The organism is Streptomyces atratus (genome assembly GCF_014648655.1).
Taxonomy (GTDB): domain Bacteria; phylum Actinomycetota; class Actinomycetes; order Streptomycetales; family Streptomycetaceae; genus Streptomyces; species Streptomyces atratus.
Window position 1 is genome coordinate 118,893 of sequence record NZ_BMRN01000009.1, and the last position, 18,140, is coordinate 137,032.

Here is an 18,140-nt window from a genome sequence, read left to right on the forward strand (position 1 = left end):
TTGTGATTCGTGAACCTGTGATTCATGTGAGGAGCAGACCATGGAGCTGCAGAACTCATTCACCGTGCCGGTCCCGGTCGACGAGGCCTGGCGGGCGCCCATCGACATCGAACGAGTCTCGCACTGCATGCCGGGTGCGACCGTGGAGGAGTTCGACGGCGACACCATCAAGAGCTTCGTGAAGGTGCGGGTGGGACCGATCACCGTGACGTACCGGGGCACGGCGACCTTCCTGGAGAAGGACGACTCGGCCCACCGCGCTGGGTGTGCTGTGCGCCGCGCCGCCGCACGCCCGACGCCGGTTGCTGGTGCCCCTCGCGGCCGGAATCGCGACCGCCGTCCCGCTCGCGTACTGTCTGGCGACCCGTCCCGTGACCGCAGAGATCCGTGGGCACACCCTCGGCTACGTCCTCGACCTCCCCGGCTCCGGGCTGCTCGTCGGCGGGTACCTCCTGGCCACGGTGGGATCACTGCTACTGGCCGGGGACCGCCTGCTGCGAAGGCTCGGGGTGCTGGTCGCGGTCGGGGCCACCGTCTGTGCGGCGCTTTGGCGGCTGGAGTTCGTCTCGACCTGGTGTGCCTTCGCGGCGGTGTGCTCGGTGATCCTGCTCGGCTGGACCCGCCGACGCCCTGCGGAGCAGTTCGTCTAGACGGACCGGGGCAGGCCGATCGGGTTCGGGAACGGCAGCAGTTCAGCCTCCAGCACCTGCCGGGTCGGCAGCTCCAGAGCGGCGAGCAGCGCGTCCACCATGCTGTCGGTGAGGGGGCGCAGCAGCCGGGCGGCCAGCCGGTCGGTGGCGTCCTCGATCAGGTCTCGTTCCTCACGACCGCGCGGCGTGACAGCCGACTCCGCGTCGATCAGCCCGCGGGAGCGCAGCCGTTCCTCGGCAGCCGCCCACTCCATGTCGCTCCAGCCCCGGTCGAGCTGGATGCCCTCGCGCGGAACACGGTCGGTGGCGGCGGCGAGAACGAGCGCCTCGGGGGCGTCGAGACCGTGGTCGGCAAGGGCGGCGGCGTGTGCGTCGCCCCGGAACTCCCGCAGTGCGGTGGTGAGTTGCCACAGACGTTCCACCGGGTCGGCGCGCTCGCACAGCGGGCGGTTCGCGGAGAACAGCGGACGCGCGAGGGCCGATGCGTCCTCGACCATCGCTGCGAGCGGCGGGGTGAGCTGTTCGGCAAGAGTGTCGATGCCGGGGACCAGCCTGCGCAGCGCCCGCGCGGCAAGCTGTGCGCGGAGGTCCGTGAGTCTTTCGGGGGTGACGATCTGCCAAGCGGCGGGCAGCGCCCGGGCCACCATGCCCGGGGCGAAGACGGCAAGGGCAGCGGTCGCGGTCTCGGGGAGGACCGGCCCCATGGGGGCCGTACGGGTGGCGAAGTAGCCCATCCAGAACCCCTTGAGGCCCACGGACCGGCCGATGCCCCGGCACTCCTCGTCGAAGTAGATCACTGCGTGGAGGGGTTCGGTGCGCAGCCACAGCGTGCGGGGTCTCGACTCCATGGGAGCCAACCTAACGCCCGTGCCGACGGATACACAGTACGACGACGGGCAGGGGCTCTCTTCGGCCCCCGCCCACCCGTCGTTGCCGCACCAGGGGATCGGCGGCGACGGCCTCAGATGGTCCCGCCGAAGTGCCGCTCCACGATCGCTGCGGCATCGGTGCCGCGCGGCAGGATGCCGTACTGATGGCCACGGGCCTCGCCGAGCCGGGCGGCGACGAACGCTTCGGCCGTCGCCGCGGGGGCGTGACGCAGCATCAGCGAGGACTGCAGAGCCAGCGCCATGCCTTCGACGGTCGCCCGGGCGCGGGTCTGCGCGGCCATCGGGTCGCGCAGGTCCGCGGTCAGCTCCTGGCGTACCCGACGGATGTGTGCGTCCAGTACGGAATTGGCACCGTCCGTGGTCTCCAGCTCGGCCCAGAAGGCGTCCAGCGACTGCGGGGTCCTGGCGATGCCCCGCAGCACATCGAGCGCGACGACGTTTCCGGACCCCTCCCACACTGCCATCACCGGCTGCTCGCGGTAGCGCCGGGCCAGCGGCCAGTCCTCGGTGTAGCCGTTGCCGCCCAGGCACTCCAGCGCCTCGTAGGCGTGGTGCGGGCCCCGCTTGCAGATCCAGTACTTGGACACCGCGGTGGCCAGCCGGCGGAACATCACCTCGGACTCGCCGCTGTCGGTCTCGTACGCATGGGCCAGGCGCAGTGAGGTCCAGGTCGCGGCCTCCGTCTCCAGCGCCAGATCGGCAAGGACCGCCGTCATGGCCGGCTGGTCGGCCAGCCGGGCACCGAACGCACTGCGGTGGTGCGCGTGCCAGATCGCCTCGGACACCGACTGGCGCATGCCTGCGGTGGTGCCGAGCACACAGTCGAGCCGGGTGTGGTTGACCATCTCGATGATCGTGGGGACGCCGCGGCCGGGCTCGCCGACCCGTACCGCCCAGGTGCCGTCGAACTCCACCTCGGAGGAGGCGTTCGACTTGTTGCCGAGCTTGTTCTTCAGCCGCTGGATGCGGACGGTGTTACGGGTGCCGTCGGCCAGTACCCGCGGTACGAGGAAGCAGGTGAGCCCGGCCTCGGCCTGGGCCAGGACCAGGAAGGCGTCCGACTGCGGGGCCGAGAGGAACCACTTGTGGCCGGTGAGCAGATGGGCCCGGCCCTCGGGGTCGGAGGCCAGCGGGACGGCCCGCGTGGTGTTGGCTCGCACGTCGGAGCCGCCCTGCTTCTCCGTCATCCCCATGCCGAAGGTCAGCCCGGACTTGCTGCCCGGGGCGATCGGCCGGGGGTCGTAGGAACGGCTGAGCAGGCCGGGCAGCCAGTTCCGTCCCACGTCCGGATCGCGCTGCAGGACCGGGACCACGGCATGCGACATGGACATCGGGCAGGCGTGGCCGGGCTCGATCTGGGCGAACAGCATGAACGAAGCCGCCCGCGCCACCGCTGCTCCGGGCTTCGGGTCGGCCCAGCCCGCGGTGTGCGTGCCATGACTCACTGCCGCGCCGATGACCTCGTGGTACGCGGGGTGGAAGTCGATCTCGTCGACGCGGTTGCCGTAACGGTCATGGGTGCGCAGGACGGGCGGGGAGGTGTGGGCGAGCTCCGCACTGATCTGGAACCGCTCGGAACCGACCAGGGTGCCGATGCCGTGCAGCTCCGGCTCGTGCCAGGCAGCGCCGAACGTCCGGACGGCCTGTGCGAGCGGCAGATTCGTGCCGTACTCGTCGAGGCCGGTCCGCGGCGGGGCCTGGTTGGTGACCGCATGAGTGGGGTGAGGCGCGGGGGCCTCGGGCCGAACGTCGGTCCGGTGCGGGGTGACGGTCATCGCGGTTCCTGTCCTGGGTCGATGGGCGGGGTTGCGGGGGAGTTGGTGCGGCGGTGTGCGGCTCGCGCTCAGGTGCCGTCGGCCACGACGGCTCTGAGGCGCAGCGTGGCGATGCCCTCCACGACCGGTCCCGGGTCGGTCCGCTCGCCGACCGGAGACAACGGGCCGAGAAGTGCCTCGCCGACCGCCCCGATCGCGGCGGCGGCCGACAGCTGTGTATGCGCCGCAGGCAGCTCACCTGCGGCGATACCCGCGACGATGGCCGGCTCGGCGGGGCGCGCAAGCGATGTTCTGAACCTCGATTCATATCTTTCTCTGTCACTCAACCACTGTTGTTCTCGCGGTGCAATGGCTCCGCGGTAGAACTGTCGTTCTTCTTTCCTCGGGTAAGGGAACGGGTGTTCAAGGCTGTATGGGCGGTGGCTGTTACGGATTTCCCGGACCGGTCGCGCAGGGGGTGCGTGGGTGTGTGCCGGGTATGGGATGCCGCCACTGGCTGCGTCGGTTCGGTGTCGCGCGGATGGGTGCAGCAGGCAGGGGTTGACAGGTACTCGGAGGGGTTGGATGCGTGCCGGTTACAGACGTGTGTGACGGAAATATCCGTACTTCGTAACACGTATCGGTGCGTCTTTCGTGACTCGGGCAGTCGGGCCACAGTGTGCGTTCTCGGCAACAGGCCGAGACCGAAAAACGCTCGGACCGCACGGTCCGGGCCCGCATCTGAGGGGTCTTCATGTCCCGTTCCGCACGGCGGTTCACCGCTGCCGTTCTCGCCTCCGGCGCACTGGTGGCCGCCGCCGCACTACCGGCGATCGCAGACGAACACGACCACGGGATCGGTCGCGACCGCGGTCACGGCCACACCCGGACCGACCTGCGTTCGGCCGTGGTCCTGGGCGCGATCCAGTACAACAGCCCCGGCTACGACAACGGCTCCAACCAGAGCCTCAACGGTGAGTGGGTCACCGTCACCAACACCGGCCGTCACTCGGTCAACCTCCGCGGCTGGACCCTGAGCGACGAGAGCCGCCGCACCTACCGGTTCGACCTGCGGCTGGCCGGCCGTTCCTCGGTGCGTGTGCACACCGGAGTCGGCCGCGACACCGGCCGCGATGTCTACCAGGACCGTCGCAACTACGTATGGGACGCCAGTGACACGGCGACTCTGCGGGACGCGTACGGTCGCAGGATCGACTCGAAGTCCTGGGGCCGCGACCGCGACGGCTGGGGCTGGGACCGCGATGGCCGTGGCCGCGACCACGACGGTCGGGACCGTCACCACGATGGCCGGGACCACGACGGCCGTGACCGGCACCACGACGGCCGGGACCACGACGGCCGCGACCGGGACGGCCGCGACCGGGACCGCCACCACGATGGCCGGGACCACGACGGCCGCGATGGCCGCAAGGGTCACGACGGCCGTAACCACCACGACGGTCGCGACTGACCCGACCGGCGACCGCTCCCCGTCCCGCGAACGGCCGTCACCACCCTGATCGCGGCGCCCCGCGGCCGACCCGGCCGCGGGGCGCCGCACCTCTCAGTGATCGTCGGCCGCCGAGCGGGGCGCTCCGCGTTGAGCGCGTCGACCGCCCCGCGTACGTCTCCGGTCGTCGTGCAGTCGACGGCGACGAAATTCACCGGACTGCCCCGCTGCTGCTCGCACCGGTGCGCACGCTCGAGCACCCGGTCACGGGCGTTGACCTTGCCCGCGTCGATCCCGCTCCCGCCCGCGACGGTGATGAAGTGGTCGAGCAGGAAGAGCCGCTTGCCGGTGCCGCCGCGGTGCGGGACGCAGCTCATCTCCTGCGGACTCCGGAAGGCGAACGGCGTCTTTAGCGACGGGACACCACGGTGCTGCGCGCCGTCGCGGTCACCGCCATCACCAGCGTGCACATGGCCGCCACGAGGAAGGCGGCCGTGCGCAGCGGGTGCCGCACGCCGAGGTCAGGACTCATCTGCCACGGACGGGATCTCCTGCTCGGTCCACAGGGCCTTGCCGTCGCTGCTGTAACGGGTGCCCCAGTGGGTGGCGAGCTGGGAGACGATGAACAGTCCGCGTCCGCCCTCGTCGACGGTGCGCGCATGGCGCAGATGGGGTGACACCCGACTGCTGTCGTGCACCTCGCAGGTGAGCGAGCGGTCCAGGATCAGCCGCAGCCGCAGTGGAGGGGTGCCGTAGCGGACGGCGTTGGTGATCAGTTCGCTCACGATGAGTTCGGTCGCCTCGGCCGTCTCCTCGTCGAGGTTCCAGCCGTCGAGCCGGTCGCGCACGAGCGTACGGGCGATGGCGGGTGTGGTCCGGTCGTGGGCCAGCTCCCAGGTCGCGACCCGTTCGGCCGGGACGACGCCGGTACGTGCGAGGAGAAGGGCGGCGCCCTCGGGACAGTCCTCGGCCGGGAGGGTGTAGACGACGTCGTCGCACAGGTCCTGCAGACTCCGGCCGGGCTGCGCGAGCGCTTCCCGTACCAGGTTGGAGGATCCGTGGCCGGTCAGGAGGGTGCCGGTGAAGAACGCCAGAACGCTGCCTTCGTCGAGCTCGAAGGCGGCGGTGGCGAACGGTGAACTGTCGGTGGAGATGAGCGAGGGCCCTTCGGGTACGTCCAGGATGGTCGTGGTGCCGTCGGGCGTGATGAGAACCGGTGTCGGATGCCCCGCCCGTGCGATGGTGCAGGTACGGGAGAACGGGTCGTAGACCGCGTACATGCAGGTTGCCTCGGGCGATTCCCGGTGCAGCCGGTCGTCGGGCGGAAGCGATGCCCGTTCGACGGCCAGGCGGCCGGCGATGTCGCTCAGCCGGGCAAGCACTTCGTCCGGCTCCAGGTCGAGACCGGCCAGCGCGTGGATGACGGTCCGCAGCTGCCCCATGGTGATGGCCGCCTGGAGGCCCGGACCCTCGACATTGCCGATGATGAGAGCGGTGCGCGCACCGGAGAGACCGATGGTGTCGAACCAGCAGCCGCTGTTGCGCCCGGGCAGCAGGACGTGTGCCGTCTCCACGGCGATCCGGTCACCGTCGCGCTGGGGGAGGAGCCGATGCTGGACCGTCGACGCGATCACATGGTTGCGCTCGTAGCGCCGTGCGTTGTCGACGCTCAGCGCGACATGAGCGGCTGCGGTCAGAGCGAGCGGGACATCGTTCTCCTCATAGGGCTCCGCCCCCGGGCACCGGTAGAGACTCACCAGACCGAGGACCGTGCCGTGCAGCTTCAGCGGGACCACGATCAACGAGTGGGCCCGGGTCGCTTCGATCATCCGGGCGCTGTCGGGATCCGCGTCGAGCCACGGTGTCCGGGGACCGATCTGGACGAGACGGGGCCGGAGATCCGACGCGGACAGAGCATAGGGGGTACGGGCGGGCAGCCTGCGCATCTCTCCGACCAGGCCGTCCCGGTGACCGTCGGCGCCGAGGCCCCGGACTGCCGCGCGGCGCAGTGGGACATCGCTCCCCAGGGGTCCGGTCGGCGGATCCGAACCGCGCAGGACCTCGTCCACCACCTCGACCACGGCGACGTCGGCGAACACCGGAACGACGGCCTCGACGAGCCCCTCGCAGGTGGCCGCCACATCGAGTGACCTGCCCACCCGCGTGCGTACCGCGGCGAGACACGCCGCCCGGACGCGCGCCTTCTCCTGCTCGTTGATATCGACGACCGCGGCCAGCAGGCCGAGGGTGCGACCGTCCGCATCGTCCAGACGGTAGACGGACACCCTGAGGCTGCGACTGGGGCCGGGGGCGTCCTGGAGCCGGCCGCGGATCACCTGGTCGCGCGAGGCCACGCCGGTGTCCAGCACTCCGCGCAGTATCCGCTCCGCTTTGCCCGGTTGTTCGAGGTGGTACGCGTCGGTGAAGTGACGCCCCGCAAGGAGTTCGGCGGGGACGACGTCGGAAAGGGGGTTCGCCCGCACCACCCGCAACTGCGTGTCCAGAACATGCAGGCCCACCGCGGACTGGGCGAACAGCGTGTGGAGGACCGCCGCCCCCAAATCGTCGACCGGAGTCGACCCGGGGTCCGGTGCACCGGTGTCCGGCTCTGCCACGGATTCACCCCCATCGGGCTCCGTCCACCGCGCGTATCGGCGGGTAGGGACAAGCGTCGGCGTACCCTCCCCGCTTCGCCACTGCTCAGTGGCAGACGGATGAACAGCCGCCGGGATCAAGGAAGAACGACGGCTCACGCCGCTCCGCGCCCGTCCTGGGCGCCCGCCGGCCCGCCGGCCGACGGGGTGCCACCGGAGGCAGGCCGGGCGGGCGTCGCCACGGACTCGGGGGCCGACCCCGTGTCCGACGACGGCGGTGGGGGCGGCGTCCCGGTGGACGGGGGCACCGGAGCCTGCGGTTCGGTGGCCGTTGCCGTGGTGGGTGGCGAGGAGGCGGAAGACGGCGAGGGCGGCGCGGTGGTCGAGGAAGAGGACGCGGACGGTGGTTCCGAAGAGGGGGATTTCGACGAGGCCGAGGCCGAGGCCGACGTCGAAGGGCAGGGCCCGGTGGAGGCGCCGGGAGGCTGTGACGAGCAGGGCGGGAAGATCGTCTTCGAGGGCGGGGCGGTCTTCTTGTCATGGCCGCCGGTGTCACCCGCGTCGCGCCTGAACCAGTCGCCACTCCTCGGGTCGAACATGATGAACGCCTTCACCGTCTGCGGCGCGGGCTCCACCACCACGACGTTCGAGGAGCGGTAACCGGGCCACGCGTCGCCCATCAGCTTCACGCCGCCCTTCACCGCGACCGGCGGGAGCAGCGGGTTTCCGCAGGCACAGCGCACCCGTGGCACGCCGCGGTCGTCGACCAGGACGGCCGTGCCGGCCTGGAGCACTGCCTGAAAGCCGGTGGGTGCACCGTTGCGGTACCCGTGGTTGGTGACGCGGGTGTCCAGCCGCAGCTGGACCGGGGTCAGCGAGCGCAGATAGCCGGGGACGCCGGAGGGATCGATCCCCAGGACCGACGCGAACGCACTGTTCTTGCCGGGATCTGCCGTGAGCGCGGTGATCTGATGCTCCACGTCACAGCTGGAGACGTTACGGGTGCCTCCGTACAGCCCCGGCGTCGAGCCCCGCACCGCCTGCGTGACGTTCGCCGCTGTCCCGGAGAGGCTGGGCAGCGGGGTCGGTGTCGTCGCCCCGGAACTGGACCGCGCCGTCGAGGGGGTGTACGGATCGGGGCCGGTCGAGCCGGCCGCCTGCAGGAAGACCTCGCCGCGCGCCACCGATCCGCCGTCGGGGCGGGTGAGGACGACGGTCAGCACCACAGCGGCCACGATCACAGCGGCGATCGACACCACCAGGGGCACCGACCGCCACCAGGGACGCCCGGGACCCCCGCCGGAGCCGGAAGGCTGCGCCGCATGACGGGGGCCGCCGGGTCCGCCCGCGCCGCCGGAGCCGCCTGCGGCCGGTGGTCCGGAGGGACGCTGCGGCGGTGGCGGTGGCACAGGTCCTTGTTGCGTGGGGCCCGAGAGAGGGCCGGAGGGGGGTCCTTCGGGGCGGCCGGACGGCGGGGGTCGGTCACTCACGGTTCTTCTTCCGGGCGGTAGGGATCTGTCACGATTTTTCCCTTACATGCACATTGTGTGCCCCGTGCTCGCGAGGCCCGCAAGCCGACGCCGACCGGCTCTCCCAAGGGGCGGAGTGCCCGGCGCCGTGCCTAGCGTGGCCCCGTGAGCGAACAGGGAGCCGGGGACCGGAGCGGCACGGCACGCAGCGCCGCACACGGCTGGGGCGATGCCCTCGTCATGGTGCTCGCCGGGCTGGTGGTCATGGCTGTCACGGCCGCGCTCGGACTGTGGGCGGCCGGCGCGACCGCTCTGCCGGACGGTGCTTTCCCGCGCGTCGTCGCGGCTGTCGTCGTGATGGCGGCGGGCGGCACGGTCGACCTCTCCGGGAACGCCGGTGACCTCGCGAGGACCCGCGCGGACCTCTCGGTGCTGCCGCTCTCGGTGACCCTCGCCGGAGCGCTGGTGATTGCCGCGGGCTTTCTGCGCCCGCTGAGTCACCGGGCCGTCGCGGGCACCCGAGAACTGGCGGGCTGGGCCGCCCGGGTGGCAGTGCTCTGGGCGCTGGTGCTCATCGGCCTCTCGCTGCTCGCCCGCCAGACGTTCGCCGTCGCGGTCGGGGGCCCGACCGGCACGGTCATCAGCGACGTGTTCGACGCGTCCCCCGAGGTCGGATTCCGGGCCGATGTCCTCCTCACCCTCGTCCTCGGCCTGATCTGGCTGGCAGGGGTCCTCGTCCTCGCTCTCCTCGTGTCGCGGGCGGCGCCGCTCCCCGCCCGGCTGGTGCGCTTCCAGGAGTCGGTGCGCCCTGCCGCGTATGCCATGGTGGCTCTGCTGCTCGCATACGTCGTACTGGGACTGGTCGTCGGGCTCGTCGTCGCGGTGACCCGCGGTCACCCGGCCGAGACGTTCGCCGTGATTCTCCTGGGGCTGCCGAACCTTGTGTGGCTCGCCTTCACGCTGGGGCTCGGGGCGTCGTGGGAGGGACGGGTGGACGGTCCGTTCGGGCTGCCCGTGCCGCATGTGCTCGACTCCGTACTCCGTTCCCCGGACATCTCCACCCTCGACGTCACCACGCTGGCCGATGCCGACGCGCGGTCCTGGTGGCTGGTGGTCGTCGCCGCGGTCCTGACCCTGTCCGCCGCGTTCCTCATGGCGATTCGCTCGCCCGCTCGGATGCCGCCCCGGCAGCACGCCATGCACATGGCGGTGGGGCTCGTACTCACCGTGCTGACCATCTGCCTGACCGCCCGGATCTCCGCGCACTTCGGACTGTCGCTGCTGGGTATCGGAGATGTCGACGGCAGCCTCGGCGGGCAGGTCACCCTGCGCCCCCGGGTAGGGAGCGCACTCGCTCTGGCCGCGCTCTGGGGGCTGGTCACCGGGTTCCTCGGCAGCCTGCTCGGCTCCAGGGTCCTCCGGCGCGGCGAAGTGGCCGGCTGACCACCGCGCCTACCGCCGGAGCCCGGGGAACACCGGCAGCGCCCAGTGCGGCGGCCCGGGCGGTGGCTCGGGCTCCGGGGTCCGTGCGGCGACCCGCCGGTCGACGAGGGGCGGCGGATGGTTGTCCCGGGCACCGGCCCGGGCGGCCGAGCGCAGGGCGGCCACGAACTGCAGACATGAGTCGTACCGGTCGTCCGGGCTCTTGGCCAGCGCCTTCGCCAGGACGTCGTCCACCGCGGCCGGGAGATCGGGGCGCAGCCCGCTCAGGGGCGGCGGCGGGTCGAACTGGTGGGCCCACAGCAGGGCCATGTCGTCGTCGCGCCGGAACGGCGGTCCGCCGGCCAGGGTCTCGTGGACGACACACGCCAGGCTGTAGACATCGCACCGGCCGTCCACCGGACGGCCGGAGATCTGCTCGGGCGCCACATAGTCGAGTGTTCCGACGAACTGGCCCACCGAGGTGAATCCGGTCAGTGACAGCGACTTCTTCGTCAGACCGAAGTCGGTCAGGTACACATGCTCGGGGTGGTCGCTGTCCGTGCCCGCCGCGACCAGGATGTTGCCGGGCTTGACGTCCCGGTGCACCAGGTCGTGATCGTGGGCGGCGTCGAGTGCGGAGGCCACCTGCGCAGCGATCCGGACCGCCGTGCCGATCGGCATCGGCCCCTCGCGGTCGATGCGAGCGCGCAGGTCCTGACCTGCGACGTAACGCATGGCGATATAGAGAATGCCTTCGGTCTCACCGGCCTCGAAGACCGGCACGATATGCGGATGGTCGATCGCGGCCGCGACCCGCGACTCATGGGTGAAGCGTTTGCGGAATGTGTCGTTGCGCGCGAGTTCGGGTGCCAGCAGCTTGAGAGCGACCGTGCGGTCCAGTCGCAGATCCCTGGCCCGGTAGACCACCGCCATGCCACCGCGACCGATCTCGCTCTCCACCACATAGCTCGCGATCTGCTTCCCGATCAGACCGGAAGGCCTGCCGACGGGCGGCTCGGTACCCCGCGAGGAGTGCGCGGCAGCCGGGGGCCGCGGCTCGCCGGCCATCACCCGTCACCCGCCCGGGTGGGCGGATGCGAGGCGGGTGGGCCGGATTCATCGACCGGGTGGACGATCTGTGTCGGTTCCTCGTCGTGCTCTTCCGGCGCTCGGGCGTCGGCCGACTGCTCGGGCGTGACCACCTGTGTCGGATCCGCTTCGACCGCCTCCGCCGGCCCGTTGGCCGGGGCCCCGCTCGGCCTGCCCGGTCCGGCCGAGGCCGCGTAGGTGCTCAGCCGTGTCCCGTTGCAGTACACCCAGCGCTCGTGCTCGGCGTCGTACAGCCACACCGCCTCGCTGTCCACGACCATCCCCACCCGCAGCCCCTGCGTACGGCGGCGGAAGGTCTCCCCGTCGATACGCCCATCGGCCAGCTCCTCCGTGGCGCGCCGGTACTGGGCGAGCGACTCCTGGACCCGGGCCAGCAGGGGGCGCGGATCCGCCGTACGGGCGAGTGGCTGCCCGGCGAGCGGCGGCCCCTGCGGTACGGAGACGAGTAGGCGGCCGTCGACCCAGGCCGACCAGCCGTTGGCGCACAGGACCTGCCCCCAGTCCCCGCGCCGGTCGATGAGCTGCACGGGGAGCAGCGGGTCGAGAGGTTCGGTGGGGCGGGACACATCCGGCCCCTCCCAGGCGGGCAGCCCGTCCCGGGGGACGACATGGGTGGGACGGAACTCCGGAGTCACCATGGGTGCCTGCTTCCGCTACTTCCGCATGACGGCGGGTTCGTGCCGGCGCAGCAGCCGCGCGACCACCAGTCCGAAGACGACCGACAGCACCACCAGCATCCCCATGTTCAGCAGCCACACCGATGCGGAGTGCTCGAACAGAGGATCCGAGCTCACCTTTCCCGGCACGATCCTGGCGAGCCCGATGGTCCCGCCCATCGCCGCGAGCGCCCACCGGGACGGCACCAGCCACGCCACCTGCTCCAGGCCGGGCACCCCGTGCAGTTTCAGCAGCGCACCGCAGAAGACGACCTGAACGATGGCGAGGAGCACCAGCAGTGGCATGGTGACCTCCTCCTTGCGCACCAGCGCGGAAATGAGCAGACCGAGCATCATCGCCGTGAACGACAACATGGCCACGGCCAGCGTGACTTCGACCAGCGGCGGCAGGAGGACGCCCTTGCCGCCCGGGGCGTTCAGGTCGACGCCCACCAGACCGACCAGGGTCAGAACCACCGCCTGCAGGACCGTAACGGTGCCCAGGACCACCACTTTGGACATCAGATACGCCGATCTGGACAGCCCGACGGCCCGCTCCCGCTGGTAGATCGCCCGTTCCTTGACCAGTTCCCGCACGGCATTGGCGGCGCCGGTCAGCACGCCGCCCACACAGAGGATGAGCAGCGCGTTGATCGCCGTGTCCTGGGTCAGCCGGCTGCCGGCCAGGGCCCGGGTCATCGCGCCCATCACGAACGGCAGAGCGATCATGACGGCCAGGAAGGTCCGGTCGGCGCTCAGTGCGGCGGCGTACCGGCGCACGAGCGTCCACAGCTGGGCGCCCCAGCTCCGGGTCTTCGGCGGCGGCGCTACCGGGGCGACCGCGGCGTGGGGCAGCCGCGGCTGCGCGGTGGAGTTCGCGATGTACTGCCGGTGGAACGGGGACGCGCGGTACTCCGCCGACCAATCCCGGTCCCGGTCGTGCTCGAATGCCTCGAACGCCTCCGGCCACTGCTCGAACCCGAGGAAGGCGAGTGCGTCTTCCGGAGGCCCGAAGTAGGCGGTCTTCCCGCCGGGGGCGAGAACCAGCAGCCGGTCGCAGACGTCGAGGCTGAGCACACTGTGCGTGACGACGATGACCGTACGCCCGTCGTCGGCGAGCCCCCGGAGCACATGCATGAGCGAGCGGTCCATGCCGGGGTCGAGCCCCGAGGTCGGCTCGTCGAGGAAGAGCAGCGACGGCTTCGTCAGCAGCTCCAGCGCGACGCTGACGCGCTTGCGCTGGCCGCCGGAGAGGCTGTGGATCGACTGTTCCGACCGTTTTTTCAGACCCAGCTCCCGGATCACTTCGGTGACCCTGGCCCGGCGTTCGGACGGGGCTGTGTCGTGCGGGAAGCGGAGCTCGGCGGCGTATCCGAGGGCGCGGCACACGGTCAGCTGGGAGTGCAGGATGTCGTCCTGCGGGACGAGCCCGATGCGATGGCGCAGCTCGGCGTAGTCGTGGTACAGATCGCGGCCGTCATAGAGGACGCTGCCCTCGTCGGCCGGGCGGAGGCCGGTCAGTGCGTTGAGCAGGGTGGACTTACCGGAGCCGCTCGGACCCACCACGCCGAGCAGACACTTCTCGCCGACCGGGAAGGAGACATGGTCGAGCAACGTCTTGCGGCCCCGGTCCACGGTGACCGCCAAGTCCTGCACATCGAGTGAGACCTCACCGGTGTCGACGAACTCCTGCAGCACGTCGCCGACCAGGGAGAACTCGGAGTGACCGATACCGACGATGTCACCGGCGGCGACCGGGGCGCGGCCGACCAGCTGGCCGTTGAGATATGTCCCGTTGTGCGAGCCGAGGTCGACGATCTCGTATGTGCCGTCCGGATGCGCCCGCAGTTCGGCGTGCCGGTGCGAGACGGTCAGGTCGTTTACGACGAGGTCGTTGTCGGCGCTGCGGCCGATGCGTACGGTGTGGACGGGCCGCGGGCGCACGGTGGTCGGCTGCCGGAACGTAACGGTGGCGGCGGGCATGGAGACGGCGGACGGGCGGTCCGCCGGATGCAGAGCGGGGGCCGGGGGTTCCTGACCCACCAGAACGACGCAGGGCCCGTCCGCGGGATGACCGAACCGGATGACGCTGCCGGGGCCCACGCCCGACTCATGGATGCGTCTGCCCTCCGTGTATGTGCCGTTCGTGCTGTCCTCGTCCTCCAGTGACCAGTGGTCGGCCACGGGCCGCAGTACCGCGTGGTGCCACGAAACCCGTGCGTCGTCGAAGACGATGTCGCTCATGGGGTCGCGCCCGACGTGGTAATCCCGGCTCGGACTCATCACAGTCGGTCCTGCGTCGGTTTCGAGAACGAGTTCGGGCGCAGTCGGCGTGACAGGCCGTTCTCCCATGCCCAAATTGTAGCGATACGTGCTGTTATATGCCCGGCGTATCGCGCTGAACGGACTCCGCCCAGCCGGCCCCCAGCCACCGCATCCGGCGCGCCACAGGTGCGCCCCCCGCCCTTCAGGCCGGGTTCACCCGGCATTTCCGGAATCAAGAAACCCTCACCACAGCGGCGTCGCGATCCGGGCCTCGGGCCGTTGCCGCCCTGTACTGAGGAGAATGTCGCGCCATGTCCCACCCCGTGCCCGAATGGGCCGACCCCCAGGTTCCCGCGGAGTCGCTCGACCCCCAGGGGCTCAGCCGCCGAGGGCTGATGCGCCGAGCCGGTCTGTTCGGTGCGGCCTTCGCCGCCGCGTCGCTGCCGCTGCCCGCGCTGGCCGAGAGCCGGGGAGGCCGGTCCCAGGGACACGGTCACGGACACGCCCCCGACCTGGTCTATCTGGTCGGCGATCACCACAACCACTCCGTCTACAGCCATGACGCCAAATACACCTTCTCCCAGCTGGCCTCGGCAGGGCAGAAGTTCGGCCTCGACTGGATGGTCTTCACCGAGCACAGCAACATCGGGCACGCCGAGCTCGGCGCCGCTCAGGAACACCGGGAGATCCTCCAAGCCCGCGCCGACAACAAGCGCATGCTGATCTTCCAGGGCCTGGAGTGGTACATCCCCGGTGCCGAGCACTGCACCGTCTTCTCGCCGCCCGGACGGCATGAAGTCGACCTCCTCACCCGTTTCGAGGAAGCCTTCGACGGCAAACTGCTCGGCTACACCGCCGGTGCCCCCACGCACCCCGACACCCAGCGGAACGAGGCGCACGCGGTCAAGGCCCTCAAGTGGCTGGCCGAACAGCGCCGCACCCGGTACGTCGACGACGTGCTCGTCCTCGCCAACCATCCCATGCGGCTCGGCATCGACTCCCCGCACGAGATGCGCGGCTGGCGCGACGCGGCCCCCGAGATCATGATCGGCATGGAGGGCGCCCCGGGCGCCCAGGCCGGGGCGATCCCGGGCTGGCACCCGGACACCAACATCCGCGGCGAGTACACGAATTCACCCTCCGCCGACTCCTGGCCCGGCTACCCGCGCGAGGCGTACGTCACCTACGGGGGCTTCGACTGGGCGACCGCGACCGTCGGCGGCCTGTGGGACGCGATGCTGGCGGAGGGAAAGCTCTTCACGATCACCTCCAACTCCGACGTCCACCGCGTCGCCCAGGACACCTGGGTCAACGGCGCCTGGCCGCCCGGCCAGAACTTCGACAACACCGGCCACGTCCCCGACCCGTACAACACCACCGAGCCGCAGCCCGGCGGCGACTTCTGGCCGGGCCAGTTCAGCCGTACGCATGTCGGCGTCACCCGGTACGGCTACCGGCACGTGATGGAGGGACTGCGTGCCGGCCGGGTCTGGGTCGACCACGGCCATCTCATCGACGGCATCGACGTCAAGGTGCGCGGCGAGCACGGCAACAGCGCCACACTCGGCGGCCGGCTGCGCGCCCGGCGCGGCGAGAAGCTCACCCTCACCGTCACGGTGACGGCCGCCTCCCGCCGCAATCCGTACGGTGTGCTGCCGCGCCTGGAGCACGTCGACGTCATCCGCGGCGCGGTCCGCGGTCCGGCCGCCGACCGCGACGACTGGCACGCTCCGGACACCCTGCTCGCCCACACCGCCGACGTGGCGGGCCGACGCGGCACGTACACCCTGCGCATCCCGGTCGGGCGCGCGGACGAGCCGTTCTACCTGCGGCTGCGCGGCAGCGACGGCGAGCGCCACGGAACGGGATTCCTCGGTGCGTCGGTCGACCCGCACGGCCCGCTCCCGCACGAGCCCGGCAAGGGCAACCCATGGCTCGACACCTGGTTCTACACCAACCCGGTCTTCGTGGACATCGTGCGCTGAGCCCGCCGAACAGCCGGGGCCGCCCGAGGCGGCGGCCCCGGCCGGACTCAGGCGTCCAGCGCCGCGGAGACCACGGCCCTGGCCTCCTCCTGCACCCGGCCGAGATGATCGGCGCCCAGGAACGACTCGGCATAGATCTTGTACACGTCCTCGGTTCCCGATGGACGGGCGGCGAACCAGGCGTTCTCGGTGGTCACCTTGATGCCGCCGATCGGTGCGCCGTTGCCGGGCGCCTCCGTCAGCACGGCCGTGACGGGTTCACCGGCCAGGGTGTCGGCCGTGACCTGTTCGGGGGAGAGCCGTGCGAGAACCGCCTTCTGCTCGCGGTCGGCGGGAGCGTCGATCCGGGCGTAAGCGGGCTCGCCGAACCGGCCGGTGAGCGCCGAGTAGTGCTCGGACGGGGACTTGCCCGTCACCGCGAGGATCTCGGAGGCGAGCAGCGCCAGGATGATGCCGTCCTTGTCGGTCGTCCATACCGACCCGTCTCGGCGCAGGAAGGACGCCCCGGCCGATTCCTCGCCGCCGAACCCGAGCGATCCGTCGACCAGTCCGTCCACGAACCACTTGAAGCCGACCGGCACCTCGACCAGCTCACGGCCGAGGCCGGTGGCGACCCGGTCGATCATTCCCGAGGAGACCAGAGTCTTGCCGATGCCCGCTGCCGCCGGCCACTGCTCGCGGTGGGCGTACAGGTAGTTGATGGCGACGGCGAGGTAGTGGTTCGGGTTCATCAGCCCGGCGTCGGGTGTGACGATGCCGTGCCGGTCGGCGTCGGCGTCGTTCCCGGTCGCGATCTGATAGCGGTCGCGCTGCCCGATCAGCGAGGCCATCGCGTACGGCGAGGAGCAGTCCATCCGGATCTTTCCGTCCCAGTCCAGCGTCATGAACTGCCAGGTGGGGTCGGTCAGGGGATTGACCACGGTCAGATCGAGCCGGTGCTGTTCGGCGATGCGGCCCCAGTACGCGACCGACGCTCCGCCCAACGGGTCGGCACCGATGCGTACTTCCGCCGAGCGGATCGCGTCCAGGTCGAGCACGGACGGCAGGTCCGCGACGTAGCTGCCGAGGAAGTCGTACGTCCTGGTGGTCGACGCCGCCCGTGCGCGGACGTAGGGCAGCCGTCGTACGTCTTTCATTCCGGCCGCGATGATCTCGTTGGCCCGCTCCTGGATCCAGCCGGTGGCCTCGGAGCCGGCCGGGCCGCCGTTCGGCGGGTTGTACTTGAACCCGCCGTCACCGGGCGGGTTGTGGGACGGAGTGACCACCACACCGTCGGCGAGCTGCGAGGTCCGGCCCCGGTTGTGGGTGAGGATGGCGTGCGACACCGCCGGGGTCGGGGTGTAGCCGTCGGCCGGATCGATGAGCACGGTCACGTCATTGGCGGCGAACACCTCGATGGCGGTGATCCGGGCCGGTTCCGACAGCGCATGGGTGTCGGCGCCGAGGAAGAGCGGCCCGTCCGTGCCCTGCAGCGCCCGGTACTCGCTGATGGCCTGGCTGGTGGCGGCGATGTGGTCCTCGTTGAACGCGGTGGCCGTGGACGACCCGCGATGGCCGGAGGTACCGAAGGCCACCCGCTGGCCGGGCTCGGCCGGATCCGGGTGCAGCGTGTAATAAGCCGTGACCAGCCGGGCCACATCGGTGAGATCCTCCGGCCGGGCCCGCTGTCCAGCTCGTTCGTGCGGCATCTGCCCACTCCTCCGTATCGGTCCTTGCGATCTTCCTCCCCCTTATTTTCACGGGTGGCCTGCGCCGGTCCGCCACTGCCCCGCCGTGGACACCCACCGGCGCGGAGGGGAGGGCCGGCTCGATGAACAGCCCAAATCCTGTGGAGGCTTGGCTCGGCCCGACATATGTTCGTCCAGGATGACGAGCAGTTCACCGCCGATGACGTC

15 protein-coding genes and 1 pseudogene are annotated in these 18,140 nt (G+C 70.9%); 5 read left to right on the forward strand and 11 right to left on the reverse strand.

Annotated elements, in window-relative coordinates; genetic code table 11:
* Positions 1–40: 40 nt before the first annotated feature.
* Both IEZ15_RS44720 and IEZ15_RS44725 read left to right on the forward strand, forming a co-directional pair.
* Positions 41–193: pseudogene (locus IEZ15_RS44720) on the forward strand (hypothetical protein); the annotation flags it as partial.
* A 73-nt stretch (positions 194–266) separates the two neighbouring features.
* Positions 267–650, forward strand: a complete 384-nt coding sequence (locus tag IEZ15_RS44725) for a DUF6629 family protein (RefSeq protein ID WP_373302579.1) — start codon at positions 267–269, stop codon at positions 648–650.
* Here IEZ15_RS44725 and IEZ15_RS44730 read toward each other — a convergent pair.
* From IEZ15_RS44730 to IEZ15_RS17660, 3 genes are all read right to left on the reverse strand, one after another.
* A complete protein-coding gene (locus tag IEZ15_RS44730) occupies positions 647–1,498 on the reverse strand; it encodes an SCO6745 family protein (protein WP_229845940.1) in 852 nt (283 codons plus the stop codon). The genes IEZ15_RS44725 and IEZ15_RS44730 overlap by 4 nt on opposite strands.
* 113 nt (positions 1,499–1,611) lie before the next feature.
* On the reverse strand, positions 1,612–3,315 hold the full coding sequence (locus IEZ15_RS17655; protein WP_189277912.1) for an acyl-CoA dehydrogenase family protein: 1,704 nt from the start codon (positions 3,313–3,315) through the stop codon (positions 1,612–1,614).
* A 68-nt stretch (positions 3,316–3,383) separates the two neighbouring features.
* Positions 3,384–3,641 (reverse strand): hypothetical protein, encoded by a 258-nt coding sequence (locus tag IEZ15_RS17660; protein ID WP_189277914.1) that lies wholly within the window; start codon positions 3,639–3,641, stop codon positions 3,384–3,386.
* 407 nt (positions 3,642–4,048) lie between these two features.
* On the opposite strand from IEZ15_RS17660, the gene IEZ15_RS17665 reads away from it, so the two are divergent.
* Positions 4,049–4,765 (forward strand): lamin tail domain-containing protein, encoded by a 717-nt coding sequence (locus IEZ15_RS17665; protein WP_189277916.1) that lies wholly within the window; start codon positions 4,049–4,051, stop codon positions 4,763–4,765.
* On the opposite strand, the gene IEZ15_RS44735 is transcribed toward IEZ15_RS17665, so the two are convergent.
* The 4 genes from IEZ15_RS44735 to IEZ15_RS17680 all read right to left on the reverse strand — a co-directional run bounded on the left by IEZ15_RS44735 (position 4,729) and on the right by IEZ15_RS17680 (position 8,828).
* Positions 4,729–5,121 carry a PI-PLC domain-containing protein gene (locus IEZ15_RS44735; RefSeq protein WP_229845941.1) on the reverse strand — a complete coding sequence of 131 codons (393 nt, stop codon included), beginning with the start codon at positions 5,119–5,121 and terminating at the stop codon, positions 4,729–4,731. The two genes, IEZ15_RS17665 and IEZ15_RS44735, sit on opposite strands and share 37 nt — an antisense overlap.
* 32 nt (positions 5,122–5,153) lie before the next feature.
* Entirely contained in the window at positions 5,154–5,276 is a 123-nt protein-coding gene (locus tag IEZ15_RS46410; RefSeq protein WP_268250395.1) for a hypothetical protein, read from the reverse strand.
* Positions 5,266–7,359: a SpoIIE family protein phosphatase gene (locus IEZ15_RS17675; RefSeq protein ID WP_189277918.1), complete on the reverse strand. Its 2,094-nt coding sequence runs from the start codon at positions 7,357–7,359 to the stop codon at positions 5,266–5,268. Before IEZ15_RS17675 ends, IEZ15_RS46410 begins: the two co-directional genes overlap by 11 nt.
* Positions 7,360–7,493: 134 nt before the next feature.
* A complete protein-coding gene (locus IEZ15_RS17680) occupies positions 7,494–8,828 on the reverse strand; it encodes a DUF6777 domain-containing protein (RefSeq protein WP_229845942.1) in 1,335 nt (444 codons plus the stop codon).
* Positions 8,829–8,972: 144 nt separating this feature from the next.
* On the opposite strand from IEZ15_RS17680, the gene IEZ15_RS17685 reads away from it, so the two are divergent.
* Positions 8,973–10,250: a streptophobe family protein gene (locus tag IEZ15_RS17685; protein ID WP_189277920.1), complete on the forward strand. Its 1,278-nt coding sequence runs from the start codon at positions 8,973–8,975 to the stop codon at positions 10,248–10,250.
* Between the two features lie 9 nt (positions 10,251–10,259).
* On the opposite strand, the gene IEZ15_RS17690 is transcribed toward IEZ15_RS17685, so the two are convergent.
* Genes IEZ15_RS17690 through IEZ15_RS17700 form a run of 3 tightly spaced genes read right to left on the reverse strand, consistent with a single transcriptional unit; the run spans position 10,260 to position 14,347 of the window.
* Positions 10,260–11,297 (reverse strand): serine/threonine-protein kinase, encoded by a 1,038-nt coding sequence (locus tag IEZ15_RS17690; RefSeq protein ID WP_189277921.1) that lies wholly within the window; start codon positions 11,295–11,297, stop codon positions 10,260–10,262.
* Positions 11,297–11,977, reverse strand: coding sequence for an SH3 domain-containing protein (locus IEZ15_RS17695; protein ID WP_189277923.1), 681 nt, complete (start codon positions 11,975–11,977; stop codon positions 11,297–11,299). Before IEZ15_RS17695 ends, IEZ15_RS17690 begins: the two co-directional genes overlap by 1 nt.
* 15 nt (positions 11,978–11,992) lie before the next feature.
* Positions 11,993–14,347 (reverse strand): FHA domain-containing protein, encoded by a 2,355-nt coding sequence (locus IEZ15_RS17700; RefSeq protein ID WP_189277925.1) that lies wholly within the window; start codon positions 14,345–14,347, stop codon positions 11,993–11,995.
* A 224-nt stretch (positions 14,348–14,571) separates the two neighbouring features.
* Here IEZ15_RS17700 and IEZ15_RS17705 point away from each other — a divergent pair, with 224 nt between their 5' ends.
* Positions 14,572–16,245: a PHP domain-containing protein gene (locus IEZ15_RS17705; RefSeq protein WP_189277927.1), complete on the forward strand. Its 1,674-nt coding sequence runs from the start codon at positions 14,572–14,574 to the stop codon at positions 16,243–16,245.
* A 47-nt stretch (positions 16,246–16,292) separates the two neighbouring features.
* Here the strand turns inward: IEZ15_RS17705 and pgm are convergent, their stop codons facing one another.
* Positions 16,293–17,933 carry a phosphoglucomutase (alpha-D-glucose-1,6-bisphosphate-dependent) gene (gene pgm / locus IEZ15_RS17710; protein WP_189277929.1) on the reverse strand — a complete coding sequence of 547 codons (1,641 nt, stop codon included), beginning with the start codon at positions 17,931–17,933 and terminating at the stop codon, positions 16,293–16,295.
* Positions 17,934–18,140: the final 207 nt, after the last annotated feature.